The following is a 21805-nucleotide window of genomic DNA, read 5'->3' on the forward strand; positions in this document are numbered from 1 at the left end:
ATGGAGACTTTCGGGCAGCGGCTGGCCGACGCGGTGTCGACGCGGGGGCCGCTGTGTCCCGGCATCGACCCGCATCCGGAGCTGCTGCGGGCGTGGGGTCTCACCGTCGATGCCGACGGGCTGGCCGCGTTCTGCGACATCTGCGTGACGGCCTTCGCGGAATTCGCGATCGTCAAGCCGCAGGTGGCGTTCTTCGAGACCTACGGCTCAGCCGGTTTCGCGGTACTGGAACGCACGATGGCCGCCCTGCGCGCGGCAGGCGTGCTGGTGCTGGCCGACGCCAAGCGCGGGGACATCGGCTCCACGATGGCGGCCTATGCCGCGGCGTGGGCCGGTGACTCACCGTTGGCGGCCGACGCCGTCACCGCATCGCCTTACCTGGGCTTCGGGTCGCTGCAACCCCTGCTGGATGTCGCCGCGGCTCATGGCCGCGGGGTGTTTGTGCTGGCCGCCACCTCCAACCCGGAGGGCGCGAGCGTTCAGCGCGCCGTGGCGGGGACACGCACCGTGGCGCAGTCCGTCGTCGACGACGTGGCGGCAGTGAATCGAGCGGCCGGCCAGTCCGCCGGTTCTGTCGGTGTGGTGGTCGGGGCGACAGTGACCGACCCGCCCGATCTCAGCGACATGGGCGGGCCGGTACTGGCTCCCGGTGTCGGGGCACAGGGCGGGCGTGCCGATGCGCTGCGCGGATTCGGGGGAGCCCGCCTGGTGTTGCCCGCGGTGTCGCGTGAGGTGCTGCGGGCCGGCCCGGCCGTGGCCGATCTACGGGCCGCGGCCGAACGGCTCCGCGACGAGGTCGCCTACCTCGCCTGAGCGCTGTCGTTTTCGTCGTGTCCCAGCGCCGTTTTCCACGCCTGGGTCGTGTTCGTCGCACAGTCGCGACCCAGGCGTGGAAAGCGGTGACTCGAAAACCCACTGCACGCAATCGGATTGGTCAGCCGGCCGTCAGAATCACTGCGGCGCACCGCGTCACAGCGGGATCCAGATACCGAAGAACCAGAAGCCCCATCCGTTGAAATCCGGATTGAACAGCGGTGTCACCCACCTGCCGTTGTAGTTGAACGGCTGGTGGTCGAACCGGCCCTGGTCCATCCCGCGCCAGGACAGATCGGGGGGTGGCGGGCCCCAGTGGCCACCGCGATCATCAGGTCCGCCGTGGTCTCCCGGCCATCCGGGTCCGCCAGGTCCGCCGGGTCCGCGGTCGCCCGGCCCACCTGGACCTCCGGGTCCGCGGTCGCCGGGTCCACCTGGGCCGCGGTCGCCCGGGCCTCCTGGACCGCCGTGGTCGCCCTGCCAACCCGGTCCGCCTGGTCCGCCCGGCCCACCGGGGTGTTCGGGCCCTCCTGGGCCTCCTGGGCCACCCGGACGGTCAGGTCCCCCCGGTCCTCCCGGGCCCTGGCAGTTGCCGAACCCGCACGGCGGTCCCGGTTGCGCGGCCGCCACGCCGGCTCCCGCCGCCAAGGTGGCGGTTCCCAGAGCTATGGCGACAACAGAAGTGCAGGTCAGACGCTTGATGTTCATGTCCAGCTTCCCTTCGGGGTCATGGATACCCGACCTCGGGAGGCTATTTAGCCAAGCTGTGTAATCACTATGTGGCAACTAGGCGCGGCTTAGGCGTCATGAAACGCACCGGTGTGACGTGCGTGTCAGGGGCTCCGACACGCCCGACACGCCGTGACCAGCGAAAATTTTCTCGAATACCCGGCGGTAACCGGGCGCGGGGGTGGCGGTACCGCTCCCGGACTCATGGGTTATTAGCTATCGGTCGCTCGAAACCCTTTGACTTGCAGGAATATCCGGCCCGGTGCGGCGTCGGGGGCGATGCCGGGAGACGTTTTCGCGGGGAAGCCGGGCGTCGTCTGCGCGCACTACACGCTGGGCTTTTGGCGTCGTAACCAGGGGGTGGCGTTCGCTTTAGTCAGCCAGCGTGGGTAGGTTCGTCGTCGCTGGCTGGTTTGTACTCCAGCCGTAAAAAACAAGAGATGGCCGAAGAAGAATCGCCAGGAGACGGAGGAACCCGTGGCCCTTCCCCAGTTGACCGACGAACAGCGCGCGGCAGCGTTGGAGAAGGCTGCTGCCGCACGTCGAGCGCGAGCCGAGCTCAAAGATCGACTCAAGCGCGGCGGCACCAACCTCAAGCAGGTGCTCACCGACGCCGAGACCGATGAGGTCTTGGGCAAGATGAAGGTTTCCGCTCTGCTGGAAGCCCTGCCCAAGGTCGGCAAGGTCAAGGCGCAGGAGATCATGACCGAGCTGGAGATCGCCCCGACCCGCCGTCTGCGCGGCCTCGGTGATCGTCAGCGCAAGGCCCTCCTGGAGAAGTTCGACCAGTAGAGGCTCCCGCATTGAGCGCTGGTAGAGGGGCCGGACAACGCACACAGACGGCTCCGGTCGTCGTGTTGTCCGGTCCCTCCGCCGTCGGGAAGTCCACCGTGATCCGCTGTCTGCGGGAGCGGCTTCCCGACTTGTATTTCTCTGTCTCGGTCACGACGAGGGCACCGCGGCCGGGAGAGGTCGACGGTGTCGACTACACATTCGTGTCCACGGAACGCTTTCAGCAGCTGATCGACGACGGTGAGCTGCTCGAATGGGCTGACATCCACGGCGGATTGCACCGCTCGGGTACGCCTGCCCAGCCTGTGCGGGACGCCACCCGGGCCGGTCACCCGGTTCTGATCGAGGTTGATCTGGCCGGTGCACGTGCCGTCAAACGGGCCATGCCCGAGGTGATATCGGTGTTCCTGGCACCGCCCAGCTGGGATGAACTGGTCAGTCGATTGTCCGGTCGGGGCACCGAATCGCCCGAGGTGATGGCCAGGCGATTGGAGACGGCGCGGGCCGAAATGGCCGCCCAGTCCGACTTTGACCAGGTCGTGGTAAACCGCCAGTTGGATACCGCGTGCGCGGAATTGGTATCCTTGCTGGTGGACAGCCGATGACTCATCGTGCCGGGACCGACGTGATCGGGTCCGCGAGCCCGCACGCTGTCCACTAAACGCATTTTCGCTAACCGCCAGGAGACTTTTTCGTGAGCACCCCGCACGCCGACGCGCAGCTGGCCGCTGCGGACGACTTGGGTATCGATTCGTCCGCTGCCAGCTCCTATGACACGCCGCTGGGCATCACCAACCCGCCCATCGACGAGTTGCTGGACCGCGCGTCGAGCAAGTACGCGCTGGTGATCTACGCCGCCAAGCGCGCGCGCCAGATCAACGATTACTACAACCAGCTGGGTGACGGCATTCTCGAATACGTCGGCCCGCTGGTCGAGCCCGGTCTGCAGGAGAAGCCGCTGTCCATCGCGATGCGGGAGATCCACGAGGATCTGCTCGAGCACACCGAGGGCGGCGAGTAGCCAGGCCAGGGCCGGGACGTGAGCGCGCGTAAGCGAATCGTCGTCGGTGTCGCAGGCGGCATTGCCGCCTACAAGGCGTGCACCCTGGTCCGTCAACTCACCGAGGCCGGCCATTCGGTGCGCGTGCTGCCCACCGAATCGGCTCTGCGCTTCGTCGGGGCAGCCACGTTCGAAGCCCTGTCGGGCAATCCCGTGCACACCGGTGTGTTCACCGATGTGCACGAGGTTCCGCATGTCCGGATCGGCCAGGAAGCCGACCTTGTCGTCGTCGCCCCCGCCACGGCCGATCTGCTGGCAAGGGCGGTCGCCGGCCGGGCCGACGATCTGCTCACCGCCACGCTCCTGACGGCGCGATGTCCCGTGCTGTTCGCCCCGGCCATGCATACCGAGATGTGGTTCCACCCGGCCACCGTCGACAACGTGGCCACCTTGCGCCGTCGGGGTGCGGTGGTGCTGGAACCCGCATCGGGCCGTCTTACCGGTGCCGACAGCGGCGCGGGCCGGCTACCGGAGGCCGAAGAGATCGTTACCTTCGCCCAGCTCCTGCTGGAGCGTGGCGACGCGTTGCCCCATGACCTGGCCGGCGTCAAGGCGCTGGTGACGGCAGGCGGTACCCGGGAACCCCTCGATCCGGTGCGGTTCATCGGCAACCGCAGTTCCGGCAAGCAGGGTTACGCCGTGGCCCGGGTCCTGGCCCAGCGGGGCGCCGACGTGACGCTCATCGCGGGCAACACCGCAGGCCTGGTCGACCCGGCAGGCGTCGAGGTCGTGCACATCGGCTCGGCCGCGCAATTGCGCGACGCGGTGTCCAAGTACGCCCCCGAGTCCAACGTTCTGGTGATGGCCGCGGCCGTCGCCGACTTCCGCCCGGCGCACGTGGCGGCCAGCAAGATCAAGAAGGGCGGCGCCTCCGAGCCCAGCTCCATCGACCTCGTCCGCAACGACGACGTGCTCGCCGGAGCGGTGCGGGCCCGCAGCGAGGGACAGTTGCCGAACATGCGGGCCATCGTCGGCTTCGCCGCCGAGACCGGTGACGCCAACGGTGACGTGTTGTTCCATGCCAGGGCCAAGCTGAAACGCAAGGGCTGCGACCTGCTGGTGGTCAACGCGGTGGGGGAGAATCGCGCGTTCGAGGTCGACAACAACGACGGTTGGTTGCTGAGCGCAGACGGTGCCGAGGTCGCACTCGAGCATGGTTCGAAGACTCTGATGGCCACCCGTATCGTGGACTCCATCGCGGCGTTTCTGGGCACGCACGACGAGTGATCCGACGCACAGATCAAGATGTGGATAAGGGTTGCGTATTTGCGTCCCACGCGCTTGGGTGCAACAGGGCATAGATATCATTCGCCTAACTAAGTAGTTTTGAGACTGACAAATTTTTCAGATCGGCAAGGAAGGAAGCAGACCGTGAGCCAAGGTCGCCTGTTTACCAGTGAGTCGGTAACCGAAGGACACCCCGACAAGATCTGTGATGCGATCAGCGACTCGGTGCTCGACGCGCTGCTGGAGCAGGATCCCAAGTCGCGGGTCGCGGTGGAAACTATGGTCACCACCGGCCAGGTGCATGTCGCCGGTGAGGTCACCACCTCCGCGTACGCCGACATCCCGAAGATCGTGCGCGATCGCATCCTGGAGATCGGCTACGACTCGTCGACCAAGGGGTTCGACGGCGCGTCGTGCGGCGTGAACATCGCCATCGGCGCGCAGTCGCCCGACATCGCCCAGGGCGTCGACACCGCCCACGAGGCGCGGGTCGAGGGCGCCGGTGATCCCTTGGACTCCCAGGGCGCCGGCGACCAGGGCCTGATGTTCGGCTACGCGATCGGCGACACCCCCGAGCTGATGCCGCTGCCCATCGCCTTGGCCCACCGGCTGTCGCGGCGGCTGACCGAGGTGCGCAAGAACGGCGTGCTGGACTACCTGCGCCCGGACGGCAAGACACAGGTCACCATCCAGTACGACGACAAGACGCCGGTGCGACTCGACACCGTGGTGCTGTCCACCCAGCACGCCGACGGCATCGACCTGGACGGCACTTTGACCCCGGACATCCGGGAGAAGGTCGTCAACACCGTGCTGGCCGACCTCAACCACGAGACGCTGGACACCTCCGACTTCCGCCTGCTGGTCAACCCGACGGGCAAGTTCGTGCTCGGCGGCCCGATGGGTGACGCCGGTCTGACCGGCCGCAAGATCATCGTCGACACCTACGGCGGCTGGGCCCGTCACGGCGGCGGCGCCTTCTCCGGCAAGGATCCGTCAAAGGTCGACCGCTCGGCCGCGTACGCGATGCGCTGGGTGGCCAAGAACGTCGTCGCCGCCGGGCTGGCCGAACGCGTCGAGGTGCAGGTCGCCTACGCGATCGGCAAGGCTGCTCCGGTCGGTCTGTTCGTCGAGACCTTCGGCACCGAGACCGTCGACCCGGCCCGCATCGAGAAAGCCATCAGCAGCGTGTTCGATCTGCGCCCCGGTGCGATCATCCGCGACCTGGACCTGCTGCGTCCGATCTACGCGCAGACCGCGGCCTACGGCCACTTCGGTCGCACCGACATCGAGCTGCCGTGGGAGCAGCTGAACAAGGTCGACGACCTGAAGGCGTCGGTCTAGCTTTTCCTGCGCGAGCAGACAGAAAACTGCCCCTTTTCACGCGAAAAGGGGCAGTTTTCTGTCTGTTCACGGGGTGTGTTGCCCCGTGAACGCGTAGTCGTCCAGCGGGAAGCGGCGACTGCGCCAGTACGCCTCGAGGGTGGTCGCCGGCCGCAGTGGCACGTCTCCGTTGCGGTCGAAGTAGTAGCTGTTGGCCAGGCTGCAGCTGTCCTGCCAGAAGATCTGGCGGTGCCGCTTGCGCATCATCTCGGCGAAGTACCGGTCGTTGGCCTCCTGGCGCACCTCGACGCGACGGGCCTCACGGCGGTCGGCCTGCGCGAGACACCGCACCAGATGGCGGGTTTGAGCCTCGATCAACGCGAAGTACGACGATCCGACGTAGCCGTACGGGCCCATCACGGAGAAGAAGTTGGGGAAACCCGGAACGCTGACACCTTCGTAGGCCTGCATCCGGTGCTGTTTCCAGAACTCGCTCAGCGACTGCCCGCCGGAGCCCACGATGTCGAAGGTCAGCGCGTCGACATCCATCACCTTGAAGCCGGTGGCCAGGATGAGCACGTCGACGTCGTGGCTCTCACCGTCAGTGGTAGCGACTCCGGAACCGGTGATCTTGTCGATGGGTTCGGTGACCAGCCTGACGTTGTCCCGGTTGAATGTGGCCAAATAGCTGTTGTGGAAGCCGGGTCGCTTGCATCCCACCGCGTAGCGCGGTGTGAGCTTGTCGCGTACCTCAGGATCGCGCACCTGCTGCCGTAGATAAGCCCGGCCGGCCGCACCGGCGCGCTTGGCGAACGGGTTGACGGTGAAGTACTGCGCGGCCAGCGGGAAGGTGAACTCCACGTAGGCCTGGCTGATCAGGCGGTGCACCGTCCGCCCGCCGGGCAGTCGCATCAGCCGGCGGGCGATCGGCGGGATCGGTACATCGAACTTCGGGAAGCACCAGATCGGGGTGCGCTGAAACACGGTGAGCTGCTTGACCTTCGGGGCGATCTCCGGGATCACCTGGACTGCTGAGGCGCCGGTGCCGATGATCGCGACGCGCTTGCCGGTCAAATCCACGGTGTGGTCCCAGCGGGCGGTGTGCAGGGTGATGCCGGCGAAGGAGTCCACGCCGTCGATATCGGGCAACTTCGGGATGGTGAGTACCCCGCTGGCGTTGACCAGGAACCGCGCCGTCAGTGCATCCCCGGAATCGAGGTCGAGCCGCCACAGGTTCTCGGTGTCATCGAACACCGCACGGGCGACGGTGGTGTTGAACCGGATCCGGGTCCGCAAACCGTACTTGTCGACGCAGCTGTCGGCGTAGGTGCGCAGCTCTTCTCCGGGCGCGTAGGTGCGTGACCAGCGCCGCGACTGCTCGAACGAGTACTGATAGGAGAACGACGGAATGTCCACGGCCACACCGGGATAGGTATTCCAGAACCAAGTCCCGCCGGCCCCGTCGCCGGCCTCCAAGATCAGATAGTCACGCAGGCCGGCTTTGTCCATGGCAATGGCGGTGCCGATGCCGGAGAACCCGGCGCCGACGATGAGAGTATGAAAGTCGGGCATCAGACCACCTCTCGGCTGCGTCCGATCGCATGGACGACGTGATCGGTCGTGAGACCAACGTAACTCGCAGTTGCCCTGACTGGCTAGAACGGGCGCCGGTCACGGGGCTGACCGGACAGTGAGCTCACCGTGAGGTGGCGTGGTTGATGTCGGTGATGAGCAGAGGATTGGTCTCGGCCATATTTTTGAGCATTCGCAGTGTGCCTGCCGCGCCGTTGTCCAGCGATTGTGCGGCAGCGACGGTCTCGGCGGTGACGCCGACAAGTTGAACGAAGCGCAGGCGGCCGAATCCGGTGTCGACCTGCATGAGCTGGGGATCTTCGCCGAACATGATTGCGATCAGGTCGGTTTGGGGCTCGCCGAGTGTGATGGGGCCGCCGACTTTGATGCGGTGACCGACGTCCAGCGCGGCGCTGCCGCTGAAGACCAGATCGCCGAGCCGCTGCAGCAGGAGCACAGACCACGTCGGAACTTGGGCGGCCAGTGGTTGTGTGAGGTCGATGTCGGCGGCAACGCGAAAGGTCCATTCGAAGTCTGTCCAGATGTCGTCGTCATCATCTGGGCTCGGGGCTGATTCGAACACGTTGGAGAATCCGTATGTGACGAGGTGCCAGTGCGGCTGCGGGGCCGTGGCGTTCGGGTAGGCGGTGATTCCCCAAATTCCCTGGCCGGGGAGGCGCGCATCGGTGCGTCCGAAATGCGGTGCGATGTCGCCAAGTCCTGGATACAGCCGTGCGAATGCGGTGTCGATTGCATCCCAGCCCGGCGCCGGATCCATGGACATGAATTCGAATGATATCGCCAGAGTCAGCATGTTATGGGTTGTGACACCGCGGATTCGAAGGCCGATGTCATTGAGGCCAGACGCTGACGGTGGTCAAGTCGTCCGATTGAACGGCGCGGGACGGCATACCGTTTCACACTGGACGGGGTCCTGCGGCGAATAGGGGTACGACCACGATGAGATCCGATGATGTTCCGGCGCTCAGCCGCCGGAGAGCGTTGCTCGGCTTGGCTGCGGTCGGCGGCGTCGCCGCCGTCGGTGTCGGCGGACTCGCCGAGGCTGCGGGATGGGTGCGGCCCGACGCGTTGACTCCGGCCGACTTCGCTGACCGCTTCGAGCAGATCGCCGGCCGGCACGACGGGTTTCGGCGTAACCATGCCAAGGGCCTGGCCGCGACCGGGACCTTCACCAGCACCGGAGCCGGCGCGGCAGTGAGTCGGGCGGCTGTGTTCACACCCGGCAGCACGTTGCCTGTCGTCGGCAGGTTCTCGCTGTCGGGCGGGCTGCCCGACCAGCCTGACAAGACCGACACCGTCCGGGGTCTCGGATTGATGTTCCGGCTTCCCGACGGTGAGCAGTGGCGCACCGCGATGGTGAATCTTCCGGTGTTCCCCGACAGCACGCCGCAGGGTTTCTACGACCGGATGCTGGCGTCGCGTCCCGTACCGGACACCGGGAAGCCGGACCCGGCGGCGATGGCGGCGTTCCTGGCGGACCATCCCGAAACCGCCGCGGCCATGAAGATCATCAAGCAGGCTCCGCCGAGCGCAGGGTTCGCCGATGACACCTACCGCGGTCTCAACGCCTTCCGCGCCACCAACGCCAAGGGCGAGACGACGGCGATCCGGTGGGCAGCGGTACCCGTGCAGGCGGTGCAATCCTCCGAACCACCTGAGAGCAACGACAAGAACCGTCTTTTCGATGCACTGATCGACACCATCTCGCGCGGCCCGGTCAGCTGGAAACTCGTTCTCACCGTGGCCGATCCCGCCGATCCCACTCACGACGCGACGCTGCCGTGGCCCGCGGGCCGCCCCTCGATCGAGGCGGGCACCATCACCATCGACGCGGTCCATACCGAGGCCCCCGGAAACGCTCGCGACATCAACTTCGATCCGCTCGTGCTGCCCGACGGGCTGGCAGTCTCCGATGATCCGCTACCGGTGGCGCGGTCGGCGGTATACGCCCGCTCGTTCAACAGAAGGGCCCGAGAACCCAAGTCGTCGAGCGCAGTCGTCGTTCCCGGGGACGTGCGATGACCACCGAAACGAAACCGCCGATCACGCGGTTCAACCTGGCGGCCAGACTGCTGCACTGGTCCATGGCGGTCATGGTGATCGCGCAGTTCTTCATCGGCGTGACGATGATCGCCGCGCTCAGTTACTACCCGCTGCTGCTGGCGATCCACCGGCCGCTGGGCATCGCCATCCTGGTGTTCGCGATCGTGCGGCTGATCAACCGGCTGACTCGCCGGCTGCCGCCGTTCCTGTCGACGATGGGGCCGGTGGAGCGGCGGGTGGCCAGCTACTCCGAATACCTGTTGTATGCGCTGCTTTTGGCCCAGCCCCTGATCGGCTGGGCCATGCTGTCGGCGGCCCAGTCACCCATTGTGTTGGTCGGCGCGATACACCTGCCGGCGATCGCCCCGCACAACATCACCCTGTATGCGGCATTGCGCACCGCGCACACCGTGGGTGCCTACCTGTTGTTCGCGACCTTCACCGCACACATTTGCGCCGTGCTGTTCCACACCGTGGGGCTACGTGACGGGATCATCCGTCGAATGAGCTTGTGGCCCAGCAGGAACAAAAAGGAGCATTAGCGGTCAGCCGTGCAGCGCCGTTCGTAGCGCGATCATGGCGCGCTCGAACGATTCGGTGGAGGCCGGGACCACGCCGACATAGCCGAGGTAGCCGTGCACCAAGGTCTCGGCGTTGTCCAGCTGAACGGGAACACCTGCGGCGGAAAGCAATTCGGCGTAACGGATACCGTCGTCACGCAACGGGTCGTGCCCGGCGACCGCGATGTAGGCCGGCGCGACACCTGAGAGGTCCGTCGCGCGGGCCGGCACCAGCGTGGCCGGCGGGTCGGATAGGTCCACATGTCCGGCATACCAGCGGGAGAACCCCTGGACCGCGTCGAGTCCGAGGATCGGTGCCTTGGCGTTCTCGCTGAACGACGGCAGGCTGGTGTCCCAGGTGGTGGCCGGGTACCAGAGCAACTGCAACTCCAAGGGGACGCCGGCGTCGCGGGCCAGGAGCGCCACGACCGCGCTGAGGTTGCCGCCCGCCGAATCTCCGGCGACGGCCATCCGGTCGGCGTCGATGCCCAGTTCGGCGGCGTTGGCGGCCACCCACTGCGTCGCGGCCCACACGTCATCGACAGCGGCCGGGTACGGATGCTCAGGAGCAAGCCGGTAGTCCACCGACACGACCACCGCGTCGGCGCCGACGGCGTGCTGGCGGGCCGTGCCGTCGTAACTGTCCAGGTCACCCAGCGCCCAGCCACCGCCGTGAATGAACACCACGACCGGCAGCGTCGCACCGTCGGTCGTCGGCGGCCGATATATCCGCACCGGGATCGGTCCGGCCGGCCCCGGGATCACGCGGTCCTCGGCCTGCACCTCGGGATGGACCGGCATCCGCGGAATCTCAGCGAACTGGCGGCGTGCCTCCTCGACACCGATGTCGGTGGATAGTTGGAACGGCACCGCCTCCAGTACCTTCTGCAGGATGGCATCGACAGCCGGTTTCTCATCAGCAACGGACATGCCGCCACCGTACGCACACCGCAGGACGGTGCGGTTGTGGGGCGCCGCCGCCGTGATCGGCGCGGCCTACGGCACGTTTCTCCTCGTGGTGGCCCTGCGACTGCCGGCCGGTGCCGATCTCACGGGCCAGTTCCTCGCCCAGCCCGCGGTCAAGGCGCTGCCCGCGCTGCTGCTGGCGGCGGCCGCGTGGTCACATTCGATCGTGCGGGAACGCCGTTGGCTGGTGGGTGCGCTGGTGTTCTCGGCCCTCGGCGACTTTCTGCTGGCGATTCCGTGGTGGCAGCCGTCCTTCGTACTGGGGCTGGCCGCGTTCCTGATCGCGCACCTGTGCTTCCTGAGCGCGCTGCTGCCGCTGGCACGCCGCTCGACGCCGCGCCTGATCGCCGTCGCGGTCACCGTCCTGGCCTGCCTGGCGCTGCTGACGTGGTTCTGGCCACGCCTGGTCGAACAGGGGATGGCCGTTCCGGTGGTCGCCTACATCGCGGTGCTCGGAGCCATGGTGTGCACCGCGCTGCTGGCCCGGCTGCCCACCCCGTGGACCGCTGCCGGGGCGGTGTGTTTCGCGGTGTCGGACTCCATGATCGGCATCAGCCAGTTCGTGCGGGGCGACCAGCTGCTGGCCGTGCCCATCTGGTGGGCGTACGCGACATCGCTGCTGCTGATCACGGCGGGCATGTTCTTCGGCCGAGCGTCGGACAAGTCTGCTAAACCAGCGCAGTGACGATCACCCGCCGCGCCGCCGAGCATGAGCCCATCGCGCGGGTGCTTCCCCTGCTCACGGTCCCGCACCTGGACCGCGAGTTCGACTATCTGGTGTCGGAGGAGCAATCCGATGACGCCCAGCCGGGCGTGCGGGTGCGGGTGCGCTTCAACGGCAGGCTGGTCGACGCGTACCTGCTGGAGCGGCGATCTGACACCGACCACACCGGCAAGCTGGGTTGGCTCGATCGGGTGGTCTCGCCTGAGCCGGTGCTCACCCCCGAGGTCCGCCGACTCGTCGACGCCGTCGCCGCCCGCTACGCCGGGACCCGCGCGGACGTGCTGCGCCTGGCGGTGCCGCCGCGCCATGCCAGGGTCGAGAAGCAGATTCAGGACGAACCCGAACCTGTCGCGCCGGTCCCTGTCGACACCACCGCCTGGGCTCGCTACGGCCGCGGCGAACAATTCCTGACCGCCATCGGTGAGGGCCGCGCGGCGCGGGCGGTGTGGCAGGCGCTGCCCGGGGAGGACTGGGCGCAGCGGCTGTCCGAGGCGGCCGCGGTGGCGCTGAACGCCGGGCTCGGCGTGGTGGCGGTGGTGCCCGATCAGCGCGATGTGGATGCGTTGTACGCCGCAGCCACCGACGTGGTGCCCGCGGCGCGGGTGGTCGCGTTGTCGGCCGGTCTCGGCCCGTCGGCCCGCTACCGCCGGTGGCTGGCGGCGTTGCGCGGGCATGCCCAGCTGGTGATCGGCACCCGCAGTGCGGTGTTCGCCCCCGTCGCCAACCTCGGGCTGGTCCTGGTGTGGGATGACGGTGACGACAACCTCGCCGAACCACGCGCGCCCTATCCGCATGCCCGTGAGGTCGCCATGCTGCGGGCCCATCAACTGCGGTGTGCGGCGATCATCGGCGGCTACACGCGGACCGCCGAGGCGCAGGCCTTGGTGCGGACCCGCTGGGCGCACGACGTGGTGGCGGCCCGGCCGGTGGTGCGCGCCGCCGCACCGCGGGTGATCGCCTTGGAGGACAGCGGCTACGCGCAGGAACGGGATCCGGCCGCGCACACCGCCCGGCTGCCGTCCATGGCATTGCAGGCGGCGCGTTCGGCGCTGCAGGCCGAACGCCCGGTGCTCATTCAGGTTCCGCGCCGCGGATATGTGCCGTCGTTGGCCTGCGCACGGTGCCGCGCCGTGACCCGCTGCCGGCATTGCACCGGCCCGCTGGCATTGCCTGAGCGGGGTAGCGCGGCTGCCGAATGCCGCTGGTGCGGCCGAGCCGAACCCGCATTGCGTTGTGCGCGTTGTGGTTCGGATGCCGTGCGGGCTGTCGTCGTGGGTGCCCGGCGGACCGCCGAAGAGTTGGGGCGCGCCTTTGCCGGTACCTCGGTGATCACCTCCGGCGGTGACGCGGTGATCCGCGAGGTGGGGGATGGGCCGGCCCTGGTGGTCTGTACGCCCGGCGCGGAGCCGATCGCCGAAGGCGGTTACGGCGCCGCCTTGCTGCTCGACGCGTGGGCGCTGCTGGGCCGGCAGGATCTGCGCGCGGCCGAAGACACGTTGCGCCGGTGGATGGCCGCGGCGGCGCTGGTGCGGTCGCGCGCCGATGGCGGTGTGGTGGCCGTGGTGGCGGAGTCGGCGATCTCCACCGTGCAGGCGCTGATCCGGTGGGACCCCGTGGGGCATGCCGACGCCGAACTCGACGGACGCGGCGAGGTGGGTCTGCCGCCTGCGGTACACATGGCGGCCATCGACGGAACGACGACGGCGGTGGAGGCGCTGCTCGATACCGCTCAGTTGCCAGACGTCGCGGAAACCCTCGGTCCGGTGGAGCTGCCGCCCGGCGCCCGCCGCCCACCCGGGTTGGAGCCCGGTACCGAGGTGAGCCGGATGCTGGTCCGGGTACCGCGGGACGGCGGCCTGGAGTTGGCGGCCGCACTCCGGCGAGCGACGGCGGTGCTGAGTGCGCGCCACGATCAACAGCCATGTCGCATCCAAATCGATCCGCTGCACATCGGGTAGACAGCGGCACCACATGACTCACAGTGGACGGCTGCGGCGGGCCATCACGTGCCATGCCCGGTGCCGGAGTGCCCGACATGGCCAGGTTGCCGATCCGCGCCCAGAAATGTCGAAAGGTGCTCGAGCAACAGTCTGAGCGTGCGCTCGAGCTGTTCTTGCTGTTGCCTCGGTAGGCCATCGAGCAGCTGACACTCACGCTCCAGGACGGCGCCGACGAGGTCGTCGACTGTAGCCCGGCCAAGTGCGGTGAGTTCGACGTCAACCGCACGTGACTCGCGGCGGCCAGTTCGTTTGACCAGACCCTGTGCCTGCGCCCGATCCACGCGTTGTGTAATTGCCCCGGCTGTGATGAGGGAGGCCGTCGCCAGCTCGCGGGTGGTCATGCGGTACGGCTTTCCGTGGCGCCGCAACGTGGATAGCAGATCCAGGGTGGCCATGTCGGCGTCATGGTCGCGCAGCAGGCGGGCCCGGTCGTCACCGAGAAGTTTCGCGATGTGCCATATCCGCGTCACAATCCCGATGGAATGCACTGGAACATCGGGTAATTCACGCTTCCAGGCGGCGGCGATCGCATCGGCGGCATCGTCTGGCGTTGCCTTCATGAGCTCTCCTGCTAGTGTGTTGTTTAGACCTAAACGAACAAGTCTGAACATAGCAGGAGATGCACCAATGCGCACTGTTGTAATCACAGGTGGCGGCACGGGAATCGGCCGCGAGATCGCCGCTCAATTCGCGGCGGAGGGTTGCCACGTTGTCATCACCGGTCGCCGTGAGAACGTCCTCCAGAAGGCGGTGGACGAGATCGGTGGCTCGGTTCGCGCCGTCACCATGGACGGAACCGACCCTGAGCAGACTGCTGACGCGGCACGGGAGATCGGGCCGGTCGACGTGTTGGTCAACAACGCCGGCGGTAACACCGACTTCGACCGGGATGAACCGCAGACTTTGCGCGAAGTCGCCGACGCATGGCGCCTGAACGTGGAGAGCAACGTGATGACCGCGGTGCTCATGACGACGGCACTGCTTCCAGGCATGCCCAGCGGGTCGGCGGTCATCACGATCGGTTCGATTGCCGCGGACAAAGGTGCCGGTTCATACGGAGCCGCCAAAGCAGCCGTCGCGTCCTGGAACGTCGACCTTGCCCGGCGGATCGGCGATCGCGGCATCACCGCCAACATCGTCTCACCGGGCTACATCGCCGATACGGAATTCTTCCGGGACAAGCTCACTGACGACCGTAAGCACGCTCTTATCGATGCGGCGATGACACGGCGGGCGGGAGCGCCCAGTGATATCGCGGCGACCGTGCGGTTCCTTGCATCGCCCGGCGCACGTCAAATAACCGGTCAGGCCATCGCCGTCAACGGAGGAGAGTGGACGACTCGTTAGACGTGCGAGTTTCGAACCAAATCGACCCATTGCGCATAGGCTGAGGCGGATATTCACCCGTTTTCGGTGAGTCCCGAACCAGGAGGCTGCCATGCGCCGGGTGTTGTCATGGTTGTTCACGTTGGGGCTCATCGCTTTTGGCCTGCTGTGGCCGCTGATCTTCACCGGCGGATCCGGGTCGGGGACCGGGGGACCGGCCGATCCTGTGATCATCACCGATTACCGGGCCGATTTCACCGTCGACGGCGATGGGCGGATGACCGCGGTCGAGACCATCACCGGCAATTTCCCCTCCGGCCGGCACGGACTCTTCCGCTACTGGGATGTGGCCAACCAGAACAACTCCCGGCTCCGCCAGGTACCCGAGATCACCTCGATCACCGCGGACGGTGCGCGCATACCCTATGAACTGCTGTGGGAGAAGGGCACGCGGTTCCGGGTGGCCAAGATCGGTGATCCGAACACCACGTTGGACTGGGGACCCCACGTCTTCGAGATCCGCTACACGATCGACGGTGTCCTCGATCCGGGCACCATCGGTGCCAACCGGACGTTCGCCTCGAGCACCGGCAACCCCGACGCCCGCTCGGCCTTCTACTGGAACGTGATCGCGCCGGCCTGGAACAACACGATCGAGCGGGCCGATATCTCGGTCACCCTGCCCGGCGAGATCACCGGGGCAAGCTGCAGCGTGGGATCGGGCGTGGGCAGCGCCTGCACGGATCTGCGCACCGAAGGCCACACCGTGCGGTTCGGGGCCACCGATCTGGAGCCGCACACCCCGGTGACGGTGCGGGCCGGCGTCGACGTGGCCACGCCACCGCAGATCACCCTGCCCTGGCCGTACACCTGGGACCGGGTCCTCGGCCGCTCGGTGAGCGCATTGGTCTGGATGGCCTTGCTGACCGCCGGAATGGGGCTGCTCGCCTACTTCTGGTCGCGGACCACCGTCGAACCGTCACCGGGATTTCCCGTGCAGTACGCGCCGCCGGAAGGGTTGGGGCCGGTACAGGTCGAGTACATCCGGACCGAGAATGTCCCCAAGAACGGGCTGAGCGCGACGCTGTTCCACCTCGCCGAGCGTGGTCTCATCGAGTTGCGGCAGGTCAGTGACAAGCACTGGAAGATCAAAGGTCTCGCGAAGGCGGCGGCGTGGGCCGATGTCGATCCGGTCGCCATCGACGTGGGGGCAGCGCTCAAGGTGATGTCCCCGGGTGCCGAATTCTCCGCCACGAACACGGCCACGTCGGGAAAGAAGCTGAGCAAGGCCAGGGCCGACATGGCAGTGGCGGTACGCAAATGGGCCCGCGATGGCGGCCTGCTGGTCAAGCGCCGCAAGGAGTGGTGGGTTCTCGTCGCCAACGTGGTGGCATTCCTGGCTGCGGTGGCCGGCTTCTGGCTGTGGTTCGGAATCCCGATCACGTTGTGGGGATTGCCCTTCGCGGCATTCTTCGTGTGCTCGGTGAGTGTCTGGTCCGGCGGTGTGGGGACCCGCCGAACCGCCGCCGGCCGCGAACTGTGGTCGCGGGCGGAGGGATTCCACCGTCTGCTCTCCACCGATTCGGCCGAGTCGCGTTTTGACTTCGCGGCCCGCAAGGACCTCTACCTGGCCTACATTCCGTTCGCAGTGGCCGGCGGTGCCGCCGCGCTGTGGGCCAAGCGGTATCAGGACACCATGGGCGCTGCCGCACCCCAACCGGATTGGTACAACTCGTCGTCTTCGTCGAACAGCGGCCACGGGTTCACGGGCGGTTCGGGCGGTGCGGACTTCGACAGTTTCGAATCGGCGCTGTCATCATCGATCGGGGCGTACACCGCCTCGCAATCGTCGTCGTCATCATCGTCGAGCGGCGGGTCGTCGTCGTCCGGCGGCGGCGGTGGCGGCGGTGGTGGAGGAGGCGGATCGTGGTGAGACTGCTGTTGGTCGTGGTGCTGGTACTCGCGGTGGCGGCATTGGTGGGATTTGTCGTCGGCTACAACAAGTTGAAGGCGGCCGACGTGCACGTCGCCGAGGCGCTCAGCGGCATCGATGTCGAGCTGACCCGCCGGGCCGCGCTGATCCCCGCGCTGGTGCACACCGTGGCTACCTTCGCCTCACACGAGACCGCGGTCCTCGGCCGGGTCAGCAGCGCCCAGGCCGCACTGGCCTCAGCCACCGGCGGCCCCTCGGTGGTGCAGCGCAGCGCGGCTGAGCATGATCTCGACTCGGCGCTCGCCGGGGTGATGGCGCTGGGATCGACGTATCCGCAACTCAATTCGTCCGACAACTTCCTGAACCTGCAGGAGAACCTCGCTGACACCGAGAACAAGCTCGCGTTCGCCCGCCAGTACTACAACGACGCGGTCGCCACGCTGAATCGCCTGGTCGGAACGATTCCCTGGGTGTATCTCGCGCCGCTGGCGGGAGTGTCCGAGCGCGAGTACTACCGCACTCCGCATTAGGGAAGCAGCGGGCGGGATCCCTAAACTGGTCCGGTGCGTCTTGTCTTTGCCGGAACTCCAGAGCCCGCCCTCCCGTCGTTGCAGCGGCTCATCGACTCGCCCCGCCACGATGTGGTCGCGGTGCTGACCCGGCCCGACGCCGCTGCCGGCCGTCGCGGCAAACCCGCACCGTCACCGGTCGCGCAGCTGGCGCTCGAGCACGACATCCCGGTTCTGAAACCCGCCAAGCCGAACTCGGACGAGTTCATCGCCGAGCTGACCGAGCTGGCTCCGGATTGCTGCGCCGTGGTCGCCTACGGGGCGTTGCTGAGTGAGCGTCTGCTCGCGGTGCCCCGGCACGGCTGGATCAATCTGCACTTCTCGTTGCTGCCGGCCTGGCGCGGGGCGGCGCCGGTGCAGGCCTCCCTGGCGGCAGGTGACGAGGTGACGGGAGCGACGACGTTCCTGATCGAACCGGCCCTCGATTCCGGTCCGGTCTACGGCGTGGTCACAGAGCGGGTGCGTGACACCGACACCGCCGGCGATCTGCTTGGGCGACTTGCCGATTCGGGGGCGGCGTTGCTGGAGTCCACGTTGGACGGTGTGGCCGAGGGCGCACTGACCGCGGTGCCCCAACCCGCCGACGGCGTGAGCCTGGCACCCAAGATCACCGTGGAATCCGCCCGGGTGCGCTGGGACCTGCCGGCCCACGTCGTCGACCGCCAGATCCGTTCGGTCACACCGAACCCCGGCGCCTGGACGATGATCGGCGATCTCCGGGTCAAGGTCGGCCCCGTGACGGTGGAAGCGTCCGGAGACCCGTTGTTGCCGGGTGAAATCCGGATCGAACGCAATGCGGTGCTGGTCGGGACGGCTTCGCAACCGGTGCGGTTGGGGCAGATACAGCCACCCGGCAAGAAACTGATGAGCGCCGCCGACTGGGCCCGCGGCGCGCGGTTGGAGGACTCGGTGCGCGCATCATGACCAATCCGCCGAACCGGCCGAACCGGCCCAATCGTCCGCCGCAACGTAACCGCCAACACCGCCGCACGCCGCTGGACCCGGCCCGCCGCGCGGCATTCGATGTCCTGCGCGCCGTATCGGAGCGTGACTCCTACGCCAACCTGGCGTTGCCCGCGCTGCTGCGCGAGCGGGGGATCGAGGGGCGTGACGCGGCCTTTGCCACCGAACTGACCTACGGCGCCTGCCGCACCCGCGGACTGCTCGACGCCGTCATCGCCGCGGCGGCCGGGCGCCCGCCCGAGCAGATCGATCCGGTGCTGCTCGACCTGTTGCGGCTCGGCACCTATCAGCTGCTGCGCACCCGGGTCGAGCCGCACGCCGCGGTGTCCACCACCGTTGAACAAGCCGGCATCGAATTCGATACGGCCCGAGCAGGTTTCGTCAACGGCGTGCTGCGCACGATTTCGCGCAGCAGCGAACAGGAGTGGATGGAGCAGCTCGCGCCACCGGCAGCCACCGATCCGGTCGGACATGCCGCCTTCCTGCACGCCCACCCACGGTGGATCGCGCAGTCCTTCACCGACGCGTTGGGAGCCCGGGCCGGTGAACTCGACGCCCTGCTGGCCAGTGACGACGAACGTCCGGTGGTGCACCTGGCCGCGCGGCCCAATGCGTTGACGGCGGCCGAGTTGGCAGCCGAGGTCGACGGCACCGTCGGCCGCTACTCGCCGTACGCGGTGTACCTGGCGGGCGGTGATCCCGGCCGGCTCGCCGCCATCCGCGACGGCGCCGCCCAGGTACAGGACGAGGGCAGTCAGCTGGTGGCCCGCGCGCTCACCGTGGCCGAACTCGACGGCCGGGACAACGGCCGCTGGCTCGATCTGTGTGCCGGCCCCGGCGGCAAGACCGCACTGCTGGCCGCGATCGGCGCGGCTTCGGGTGCCCGGGTGACCGCGATCGAACCGACTCCTCGACGTGCGGACCTGGTCGAGGAGAACGTCCGGGGTCTCGACGTCGACGTGCACCGTGTGGACGGGCGGGATTCCGGTCTGGAACCCGGGTTCGACCGCGTGCTGGTCGACGCCCCCTGCACCGGACTCGGCGCGCTGCGCCGTCGCCCGGAGGCGCGCTGGCGACGCCAGCCAGCGGATGTCCCCGGCCTGGTGAAGTTGCAGCGTGAACTGCTGGCCGCGGCGATCAAGCTGACCCGCCCCGGCGGCGTGGTGCTCTACGCGACCTGTTCGCCGCACCTGGCCGAGACGGTCGGGGTGGTGGCCGACGCCGTGCGCAGGCAGCCGGTGACCCAGCTGGACACGCGGGCGTTGTTTGCCCCGGTCGAGGACCTCGGTGACGGGCCGCACGTCCAGCTGTGGCCGCACCGGCATGGGACCGATGCGATGTTCGCCGCCGCGCTGAAGGTCCGATGAGCGCTTGCGCGAAGAGCATCGAGGTCCGATGAGCGCTTGCGCGAAGAGCATGTCTTAGGGTGATCGCCATGGCAGAACCCCTCATCGCCCCGTCCATCCTGTCCGCCGACTTCGCGCGGCTGGCCGATGAGGTCGCTGCGGTGGCGGGGTCGGACTGGCTGCACGTCGACGTGATGGACAACCACTTCGTACCCAACCTCACGCTGGGCCTGCCGGTGGTGGAGTCGTTGCTCAAGGTGACCGACATCCCGATGGATTGCCACCTGATGATCGACAACCCCGAACGCTGGGCCCCGCCGTACGCCGAGGCCGGTGCGTACAACGTGACGTTCCACGCCGAGGCGACCGACAACCCGATCGGCGTGGCCCGCGATATCCGGGCCGCCGGCGCAAAGGCCGGGCTGTCCGTGAAACCGGGCACCCCGTTGGAGCCGTACCTGGAGATCCTCAAAGAGTTCGACACCCTGCTGGTGATGTCGGTGGAGCCAGGTTTCGGCGGTCAGAAGTTCATCCCGGAGGTGCTGGCCAAGGTGGGCATCGTGCGTCGGCTCGTCGACTCCGGCGAGCTGACCATCCTTGTCGAGATCGACGGCGGCATCAACGCCGACACCATCGAGCAGGCAGCCGAGGCCGGCGTGGACTGCTTCGTCGCCGGGTCCGCGGTCTACAGCGCGTCCGATCCGGCCGCCGCGGTGAAATCGCTTCGCCGGCAGGCCGCGAGCAGCTCCAAACATCTGACGCTATGACCTCCGAGACCGCGATGCGGCTGGCCATCGAGCAAGCCGAACAGGTCAAGGGCTCGACCTATCCCAACCCGCCCGTCGGTGCGGTGATCCTGGATCGCGACGGCCAGGTCGCGGGAGTGGGCGGGACACAGCCGGTCGGCGGCCCGCATGCCGAGGTGGTGGCGTTGCAGGCGGCCGGGGACCGCGCCAGGGGCGGTACCGCCGTCGTCACCCTGGAGCCGTGCAACCACCATGGCCGCACCCCGCCTTGTGTGGATGCGCTTCTGGCAGCAGGGGTTTCGACTGTCAACTTTGCGGTGTCCGACCCCAATCCGGAAGCGGAAGGCGGGGCGCGGCGCCTCGCCGATAGTGGCGTCGCGGTCAGTGCCGGCCTGTTGGCCGACGAGGTCGAACAGGGCCCGCTGCGGGAGTGGCTACACAAGCAGCGCACCGGATTGCCGCATGTCACATGGAAATTCGCCACGAGTGTGGACGGTCGGAGCGCGGCCGCCGATGGTTCCAGTCAGTGGATCACCAGTGAGGCCGCTCGCGCCGATGTCCATCGCAAGCGGGCCGCGGCTGATGCGATTGTGGTCGGTACCGGAACGGTGTTCGTCGATGATCCGACGCTGACCGCGCGGCGGGCCGACGGCTCGCTCACCAGTCATCAGCCGCTGCGGGTGGTGGTGGGTATGCGCGAGGTGTCACCGGATGCCAAGGTGCTCAACGAGGATTCGCACACGATGCTGATCCGTACTCATGATCCCCACGAGGTGATGCGGTCTCTGGGCGACCGTACCGATGTGTTTCTGGAGGGTGGCCCGACCCTTGCGGGGGCGTTCCTGCGTGCGGGTGTGGTCAACCGGATCGTGGCTTATGTGGCGCCGATTTTGTTGGGTGGTCCGATCACCGCGGTCGATGACATCGGGGTGCTCAGCATGGTGCACGCGCAGCGGTGGCGTTTCGACGGCATCAACGCCATCGGGCCGGATGTTCGCCTGAGCCTGGTACCCAACTGATAGCGGGCTCGCAGCAGGTAGCCAGCTCAAGTTAGGGTGGCCTAAGTTACGCTCGGTAAATGCCGGGCGCCGT

General features: G+C 67.6%; 22 protein-coding genes. 17 read left to right on the plus strand and 5 right to left on the minus strand.

Features of this window, described 5'->3' with window-relative positions; all coding sequences use genetic code 11:
* Positions 1-813, plus strand: coding sequence for an orotidine-5'-phosphate decarboxylase (gene pyrF / locus H977_RS0108810; RefSeq protein WP_029107516.1), 813 nt, complete (start codon positions 1-3; stop codon positions 811-813).
* 156 nt (positions 814-969) lie between these two features.
* Here pyrF and H977_RS34750 read toward each other — a convergent pair whose 3' ends face one another.
* On the minus strand, positions 970-1521 hold the full coding sequence (locus H977_RS34750; RefSeq protein WP_081681663.1) for a hypothetical protein: 552 nt from the start codon (positions 1519-1521) through the stop codon (positions 970-972).
* Positions 1522-2019: 498 nt separating this feature from the next.
* Between H977_RS34750 and mihF the strand changes: the two genes are divergently transcribed.
* The 5 genes from mihF to metK all read left to right on the plus strand — a co-directional run bounded on the left by mihF (position 2020) and on the right by metK (position 5965).
* Positions 2020-2334: an integration host factor, actinobacterial type gene (gene mihF / locus H977_RS0108820; protein WP_003880790.1), complete on the plus strand. Its 315-nt coding sequence runs from the start codon at positions 2020-2022 to the stop codon at positions 2332-2334.
* An 11-nt stretch (positions 2335-2345) separates the two neighbouring features.
* Complete coding sequence (gene gmk, locus H977_RS0108825; protein ID WP_029107517.1) at positions 2346-2939, plus strand: guanylate kinase; 594 nt, start codon at positions 2346-2348, stop codon at positions 2937-2939.
* 89 nt (positions 2940-3028) lie between these two features.
* Complete coding sequence (gene rpoZ, locus H977_RS0108830) at positions 3029-3355, plus strand: DNA-directed RNA polymerase subunit omega (RefSeq protein WP_029107518.1); 327 nt, start codon at positions 3029-3031, stop codon at positions 3353-3355.
* Positions 3356-3373: 18 nt separating this feature from the next.
* Positions 3374-4621: a bifunctional phosphopantothenoylcysteine decarboxylase/phosphopantothenate--cysteine ligase CoaBC gene (gene coaBC / locus H977_RS0108835; protein WP_029107519.1), complete on the plus strand. Its 1248-nt coding sequence runs from the start codon at positions 3374-3376 to the stop codon at positions 4619-4621.
* A gap of 144 nt (positions 4622-4765) precedes the next feature.
* Positions 4766-5965 (plus strand): methionine adenosyltransferase, encoded by a 1200-nt coding sequence (gene metK, locus H977_RS0108840; protein ID WP_029107520.1) that lies wholly within the window; start codon positions 4766-4768, stop codon positions 5963-5965.
* 66 nt (positions 5966-6031) lie between these two features.
* Here metK and H977_RS0108845 read toward each other — a convergent pair whose 3' ends face one another.
* Both H977_RS0108845 and H977_RS0108850 read right to left on the minus strand, forming a co-directional pair.
* Positions 6032-7516 carry a flavin-containing monooxygenase gene (locus H977_RS0108845; RefSeq protein WP_029107521.1) on the minus strand — a complete coding sequence of 495 codons (1485 nt, stop codon included), beginning with the start codon at positions 7514-7516 and terminating at the stop codon, positions 6032-6034.
* A gap of 124 nt (positions 7517-7640) precedes the next feature.
* Positions 7641-8330 carry a suppressor of fused domain protein gene (locus H977_RS0108850; protein ID WP_029107522.1) on the minus strand — a complete coding sequence of 230 codons (690 nt, stop codon included), beginning with the start codon at positions 8328-8330 and terminating at the stop codon, positions 7641-7643.
* Positions 8331-8476: 146 nt separating this feature from the next.
* Here H977_RS0108850 and H977_RS0108855 point away from each other — a divergent pair, with 146 nt between their 5' ends.
* Together H977_RS0108855 and H977_RS0108860 are read left to right on the plus strand one after the other, a co-directional pair.
* Positions 8477-9559 (plus strand): catalase family peroxidase, encoded by a 1083-nt coding sequence (locus tag H977_RS0108855; protein ID WP_231395912.1) that lies wholly within the window; start codon positions 8477-8479, stop codon positions 9557-9559.
* Positions 9556-10122: a cytochrome b gene (locus tag H977_RS0108860; RefSeq protein WP_029107524.1), complete on the plus strand. Its 567-nt coding sequence runs from the start codon at positions 9556-9558 to the stop codon at positions 10120-10122. Before H977_RS0108855 ends, H977_RS0108860 begins: the two co-directional genes overlap by 4 nt.
* Positions 10123-10125: 3 nt before the next feature.
* Here the strand turns inward: H977_RS0108860 and H977_RS0108865 are convergent, their stop codons facing one another.
* Entirely contained in the window at positions 10126-11070 is a 945-nt protein-coding gene (locus H977_RS0108865) for an alpha/beta hydrolase (RefSeq protein ID WP_029107525.1), read from the minus strand.
* Between H977_RS0108865 and H977_RS0108870 the strand changes: the two genes are divergently transcribed.
* Positions 11069-11791, plus strand: coding sequence for a lysoplasmalogenase (locus tag H977_RS0108870; protein ID WP_051288752.1), 723 nt, complete (start codon positions 11069-11071; stop codon positions 11789-11791). The genes H977_RS0108865 and H977_RS0108870 overlap by 2 nt on opposite strands.
* Positions 11788-13788 carry a primosomal protein N' gene (locus H977_RS0108875; protein WP_029107526.1) on the plus strand — a complete coding sequence of 667 codons (2001 nt, stop codon included), beginning with the start codon at positions 11788-11790 and terminating at the stop codon, positions 13786-13788. Before H977_RS0108870 ends, H977_RS0108875 begins: the two co-directional genes overlap by 4 nt.
* A 44-nt stretch (positions 13789-13832) precedes the next feature.
* On the opposite strand, the gene H977_RS0108880 is transcribed toward H977_RS0108875, so the two are convergent.
* Entirely contained in the window at positions 13833-14390 is a 558-nt protein-coding gene (locus H977_RS0108880) for a MarR family winged helix-turn-helix transcriptional regulator (RefSeq protein ID WP_029107527.1), read from the minus strand.
* A gap of 67 nt (positions 14391-14457) precedes the next feature.
* On the opposite strand from H977_RS0108880, the gene H977_RS0108885 reads away from it, so the two are divergent.
* From H977_RS0108885 to ribD, 7 genes are all read left to right on the plus strand, one after another.
* Positions 14458-15177, plus strand: coding sequence for an SDR family NAD(P)-dependent oxidoreductase (locus H977_RS0108885; protein WP_036475484.1), 720 nt, complete (start codon positions 14458-14460; stop codon positions 15175-15177).
* A gap of 91 nt (positions 15178-15268) precedes the next feature.
* The gene (locus H977_RS0108890) at positions 15269-17089 is read left to right on the plus strand and encodes a DUF2207 domain-containing protein (protein ID WP_029107529.1); all 1821 of its coding nucleotides are present in this window, start codon (positions 15269-15271) and stop codon (positions 17087-17089) included.
* Complete coding sequence (locus H977_RS0108895; RefSeq protein WP_029107530.1) at positions 17083-17619, plus strand: LemA family protein; 537 nt, start codon at positions 17083-17085, stop codon at positions 17617-17619. The genes H977_RS0108890 and H977_RS0108895 overlap by 7 nt, the downstream gene beginning before the upstream one ends.
* A 33-nt stretch (positions 17620-17652) precedes the next feature.
* Complete coding sequence (fmt, locus tag H977_RS0108900) at positions 17653-18582, plus strand: methionyl-tRNA formyltransferase (protein ID WP_029107531.1); 930 nt, start codon at positions 17653-17655, stop codon at positions 18580-18582.
* Positions 18579-19988 (plus strand): RsmB/NOP family class I SAM-dependent RNA methyltransferase, encoded by a 1410-nt coding sequence (locus tag H977_RS0108905; protein WP_029107532.1) that lies wholly within the window; start codon positions 18579-18581, stop codon positions 19986-19988. The genes fmt and H977_RS0108905 overlap by 4 nt, the downstream gene beginning before the upstream one ends.
* Positions 19989-20056: 68 nt before the next feature.
* Positions 20057-20734 carry a ribulose-phosphate 3-epimerase gene (gene rpe, locus H977_RS0108910; RefSeq protein WP_029107533.1) on the plus strand — a complete coding sequence of 226 codons (678 nt, stop codon included), beginning with the start codon at positions 20057-20059 and terminating at the stop codon, positions 20732-20734.
* Positions 20731-21732, plus strand: coding sequence for a bifunctional diaminohydroxyphosphoribosylaminopyrimidine deaminase/5-amino-6-(5-phosphoribosylamino)uracil reductase RibD (ribD, locus tag H977_RS0108915; RefSeq protein WP_029107534.1), 1002 nt, complete (start codon positions 20731-20733; stop codon positions 21730-21732). The genes rpe and ribD overlap by 4 nt, the downstream gene beginning before the upstream one ends.
* The last annotated feature ends 73 nt before the right edge of the window (positions 21733-21805 follow it).

The organism is Mycobacterium sp. URHD0025 (assembly GCF_000426065.1).
Lineage (GTDB): Bacteria > Actinomycetota > Actinomycetes > Mycobacteriales > Mycobacteriaceae > Mycobacterium.

Bases quoted from the DNA above. Each gene is read 5' to 3' on its own strand.
- pyrF (WP_029107516.1), top strand. From the start codon at position 1: ATGGAGACTTTCGGGCAGCGGCTGGCCGACGCGGTGTCGACGCGGGGG.
- H977_RS34750 (WP_081681663.1), bottom strand. From the start codon at position 1,521: ATGAACATCAAGCGTCTGACCTGCACTTCTGTTGTCGCCATAGCTCTG.
- H977_RS0108845 (WP_029107521.1), bottom strand. From the start codon at position 7,516: ATGCCCGACTTTCATACTCTCATCGTCGGCGCCGGGTTCTCCGGCATC.
- H977_RS0108850 (WP_029107522.1), bottom strand. From the start codon at position 8,330: ATGCTGACTCTGGCGATATCATTCGAATTCATGTCCATGGATCCGGCG.
- H977_RS0108855 (WP_231395912.1), top strand. From the start codon at position 8,477: ATGAGATCCGATGATGTTCCGGCGCTCAGCCGCCGGAGAGCGTTGCTC.
- H977_RS0108860 (WP_029107524.1), top strand. From the start codon at position 9,556: ATGACCACCGAAACGAAACCGCCGATCACGCGGTTCAACCTGGCGGCC.
- H977_RS0108870 (WP_051288752.1), top strand. From the start codon at position 11,069: ATGCCGCCACCGTACGCACACCGCAGGACGGTGCGGTTGTGGGGCGCC.
- H977_RS0108865 (WP_029107525.1), bottom strand. From the start codon at position 11,070: ATGTCCGTTGCTGATGAGAAACCGGCTGTCGATGCCATCCTGCAGAAG.
- H977_RS0108880 (WP_029107527.1), bottom strand. From the start codon at position 14,390: ATGAAGGCAACGCCAGACGATGCCGCCGATGCGATCGCCGCCGCCTGG.
- H977_RS0108885 (WP_036475484.1), top strand. From the start codon at position 14,458: ATGCGCACTGTTGTAATCACAGGTGGCGGCACGGGAATCGGCCGCGAG.
- H977_RS0108890 (WP_029107529.1), top strand. From the start codon at position 15,269: ATGCGCCGGGTGTTGTCATGGTTGTTCACGTTGGGGCTCATCGCTTTT.
- H977_RS0108905 (WP_029107532.1), top strand. From the start codon at position 18,579: ATGACCAATCCGCCGAACCGGCCGAACCGGCCCAATCGTCCGCCGCAA.
- rpe (WP_029107533.1), top strand. From the start codon at position 20,057: ATGGCAGAACCCCTCATCGCCCCGTCCATCCTGTCCGCCGACTTCGCG.
- ribD (WP_029107534.1), top strand. From the start codon at position 20,731: ATGACCTCCGAGACCGCGATGCGGCTGGCCATCGAGCAAGCCGAACAG.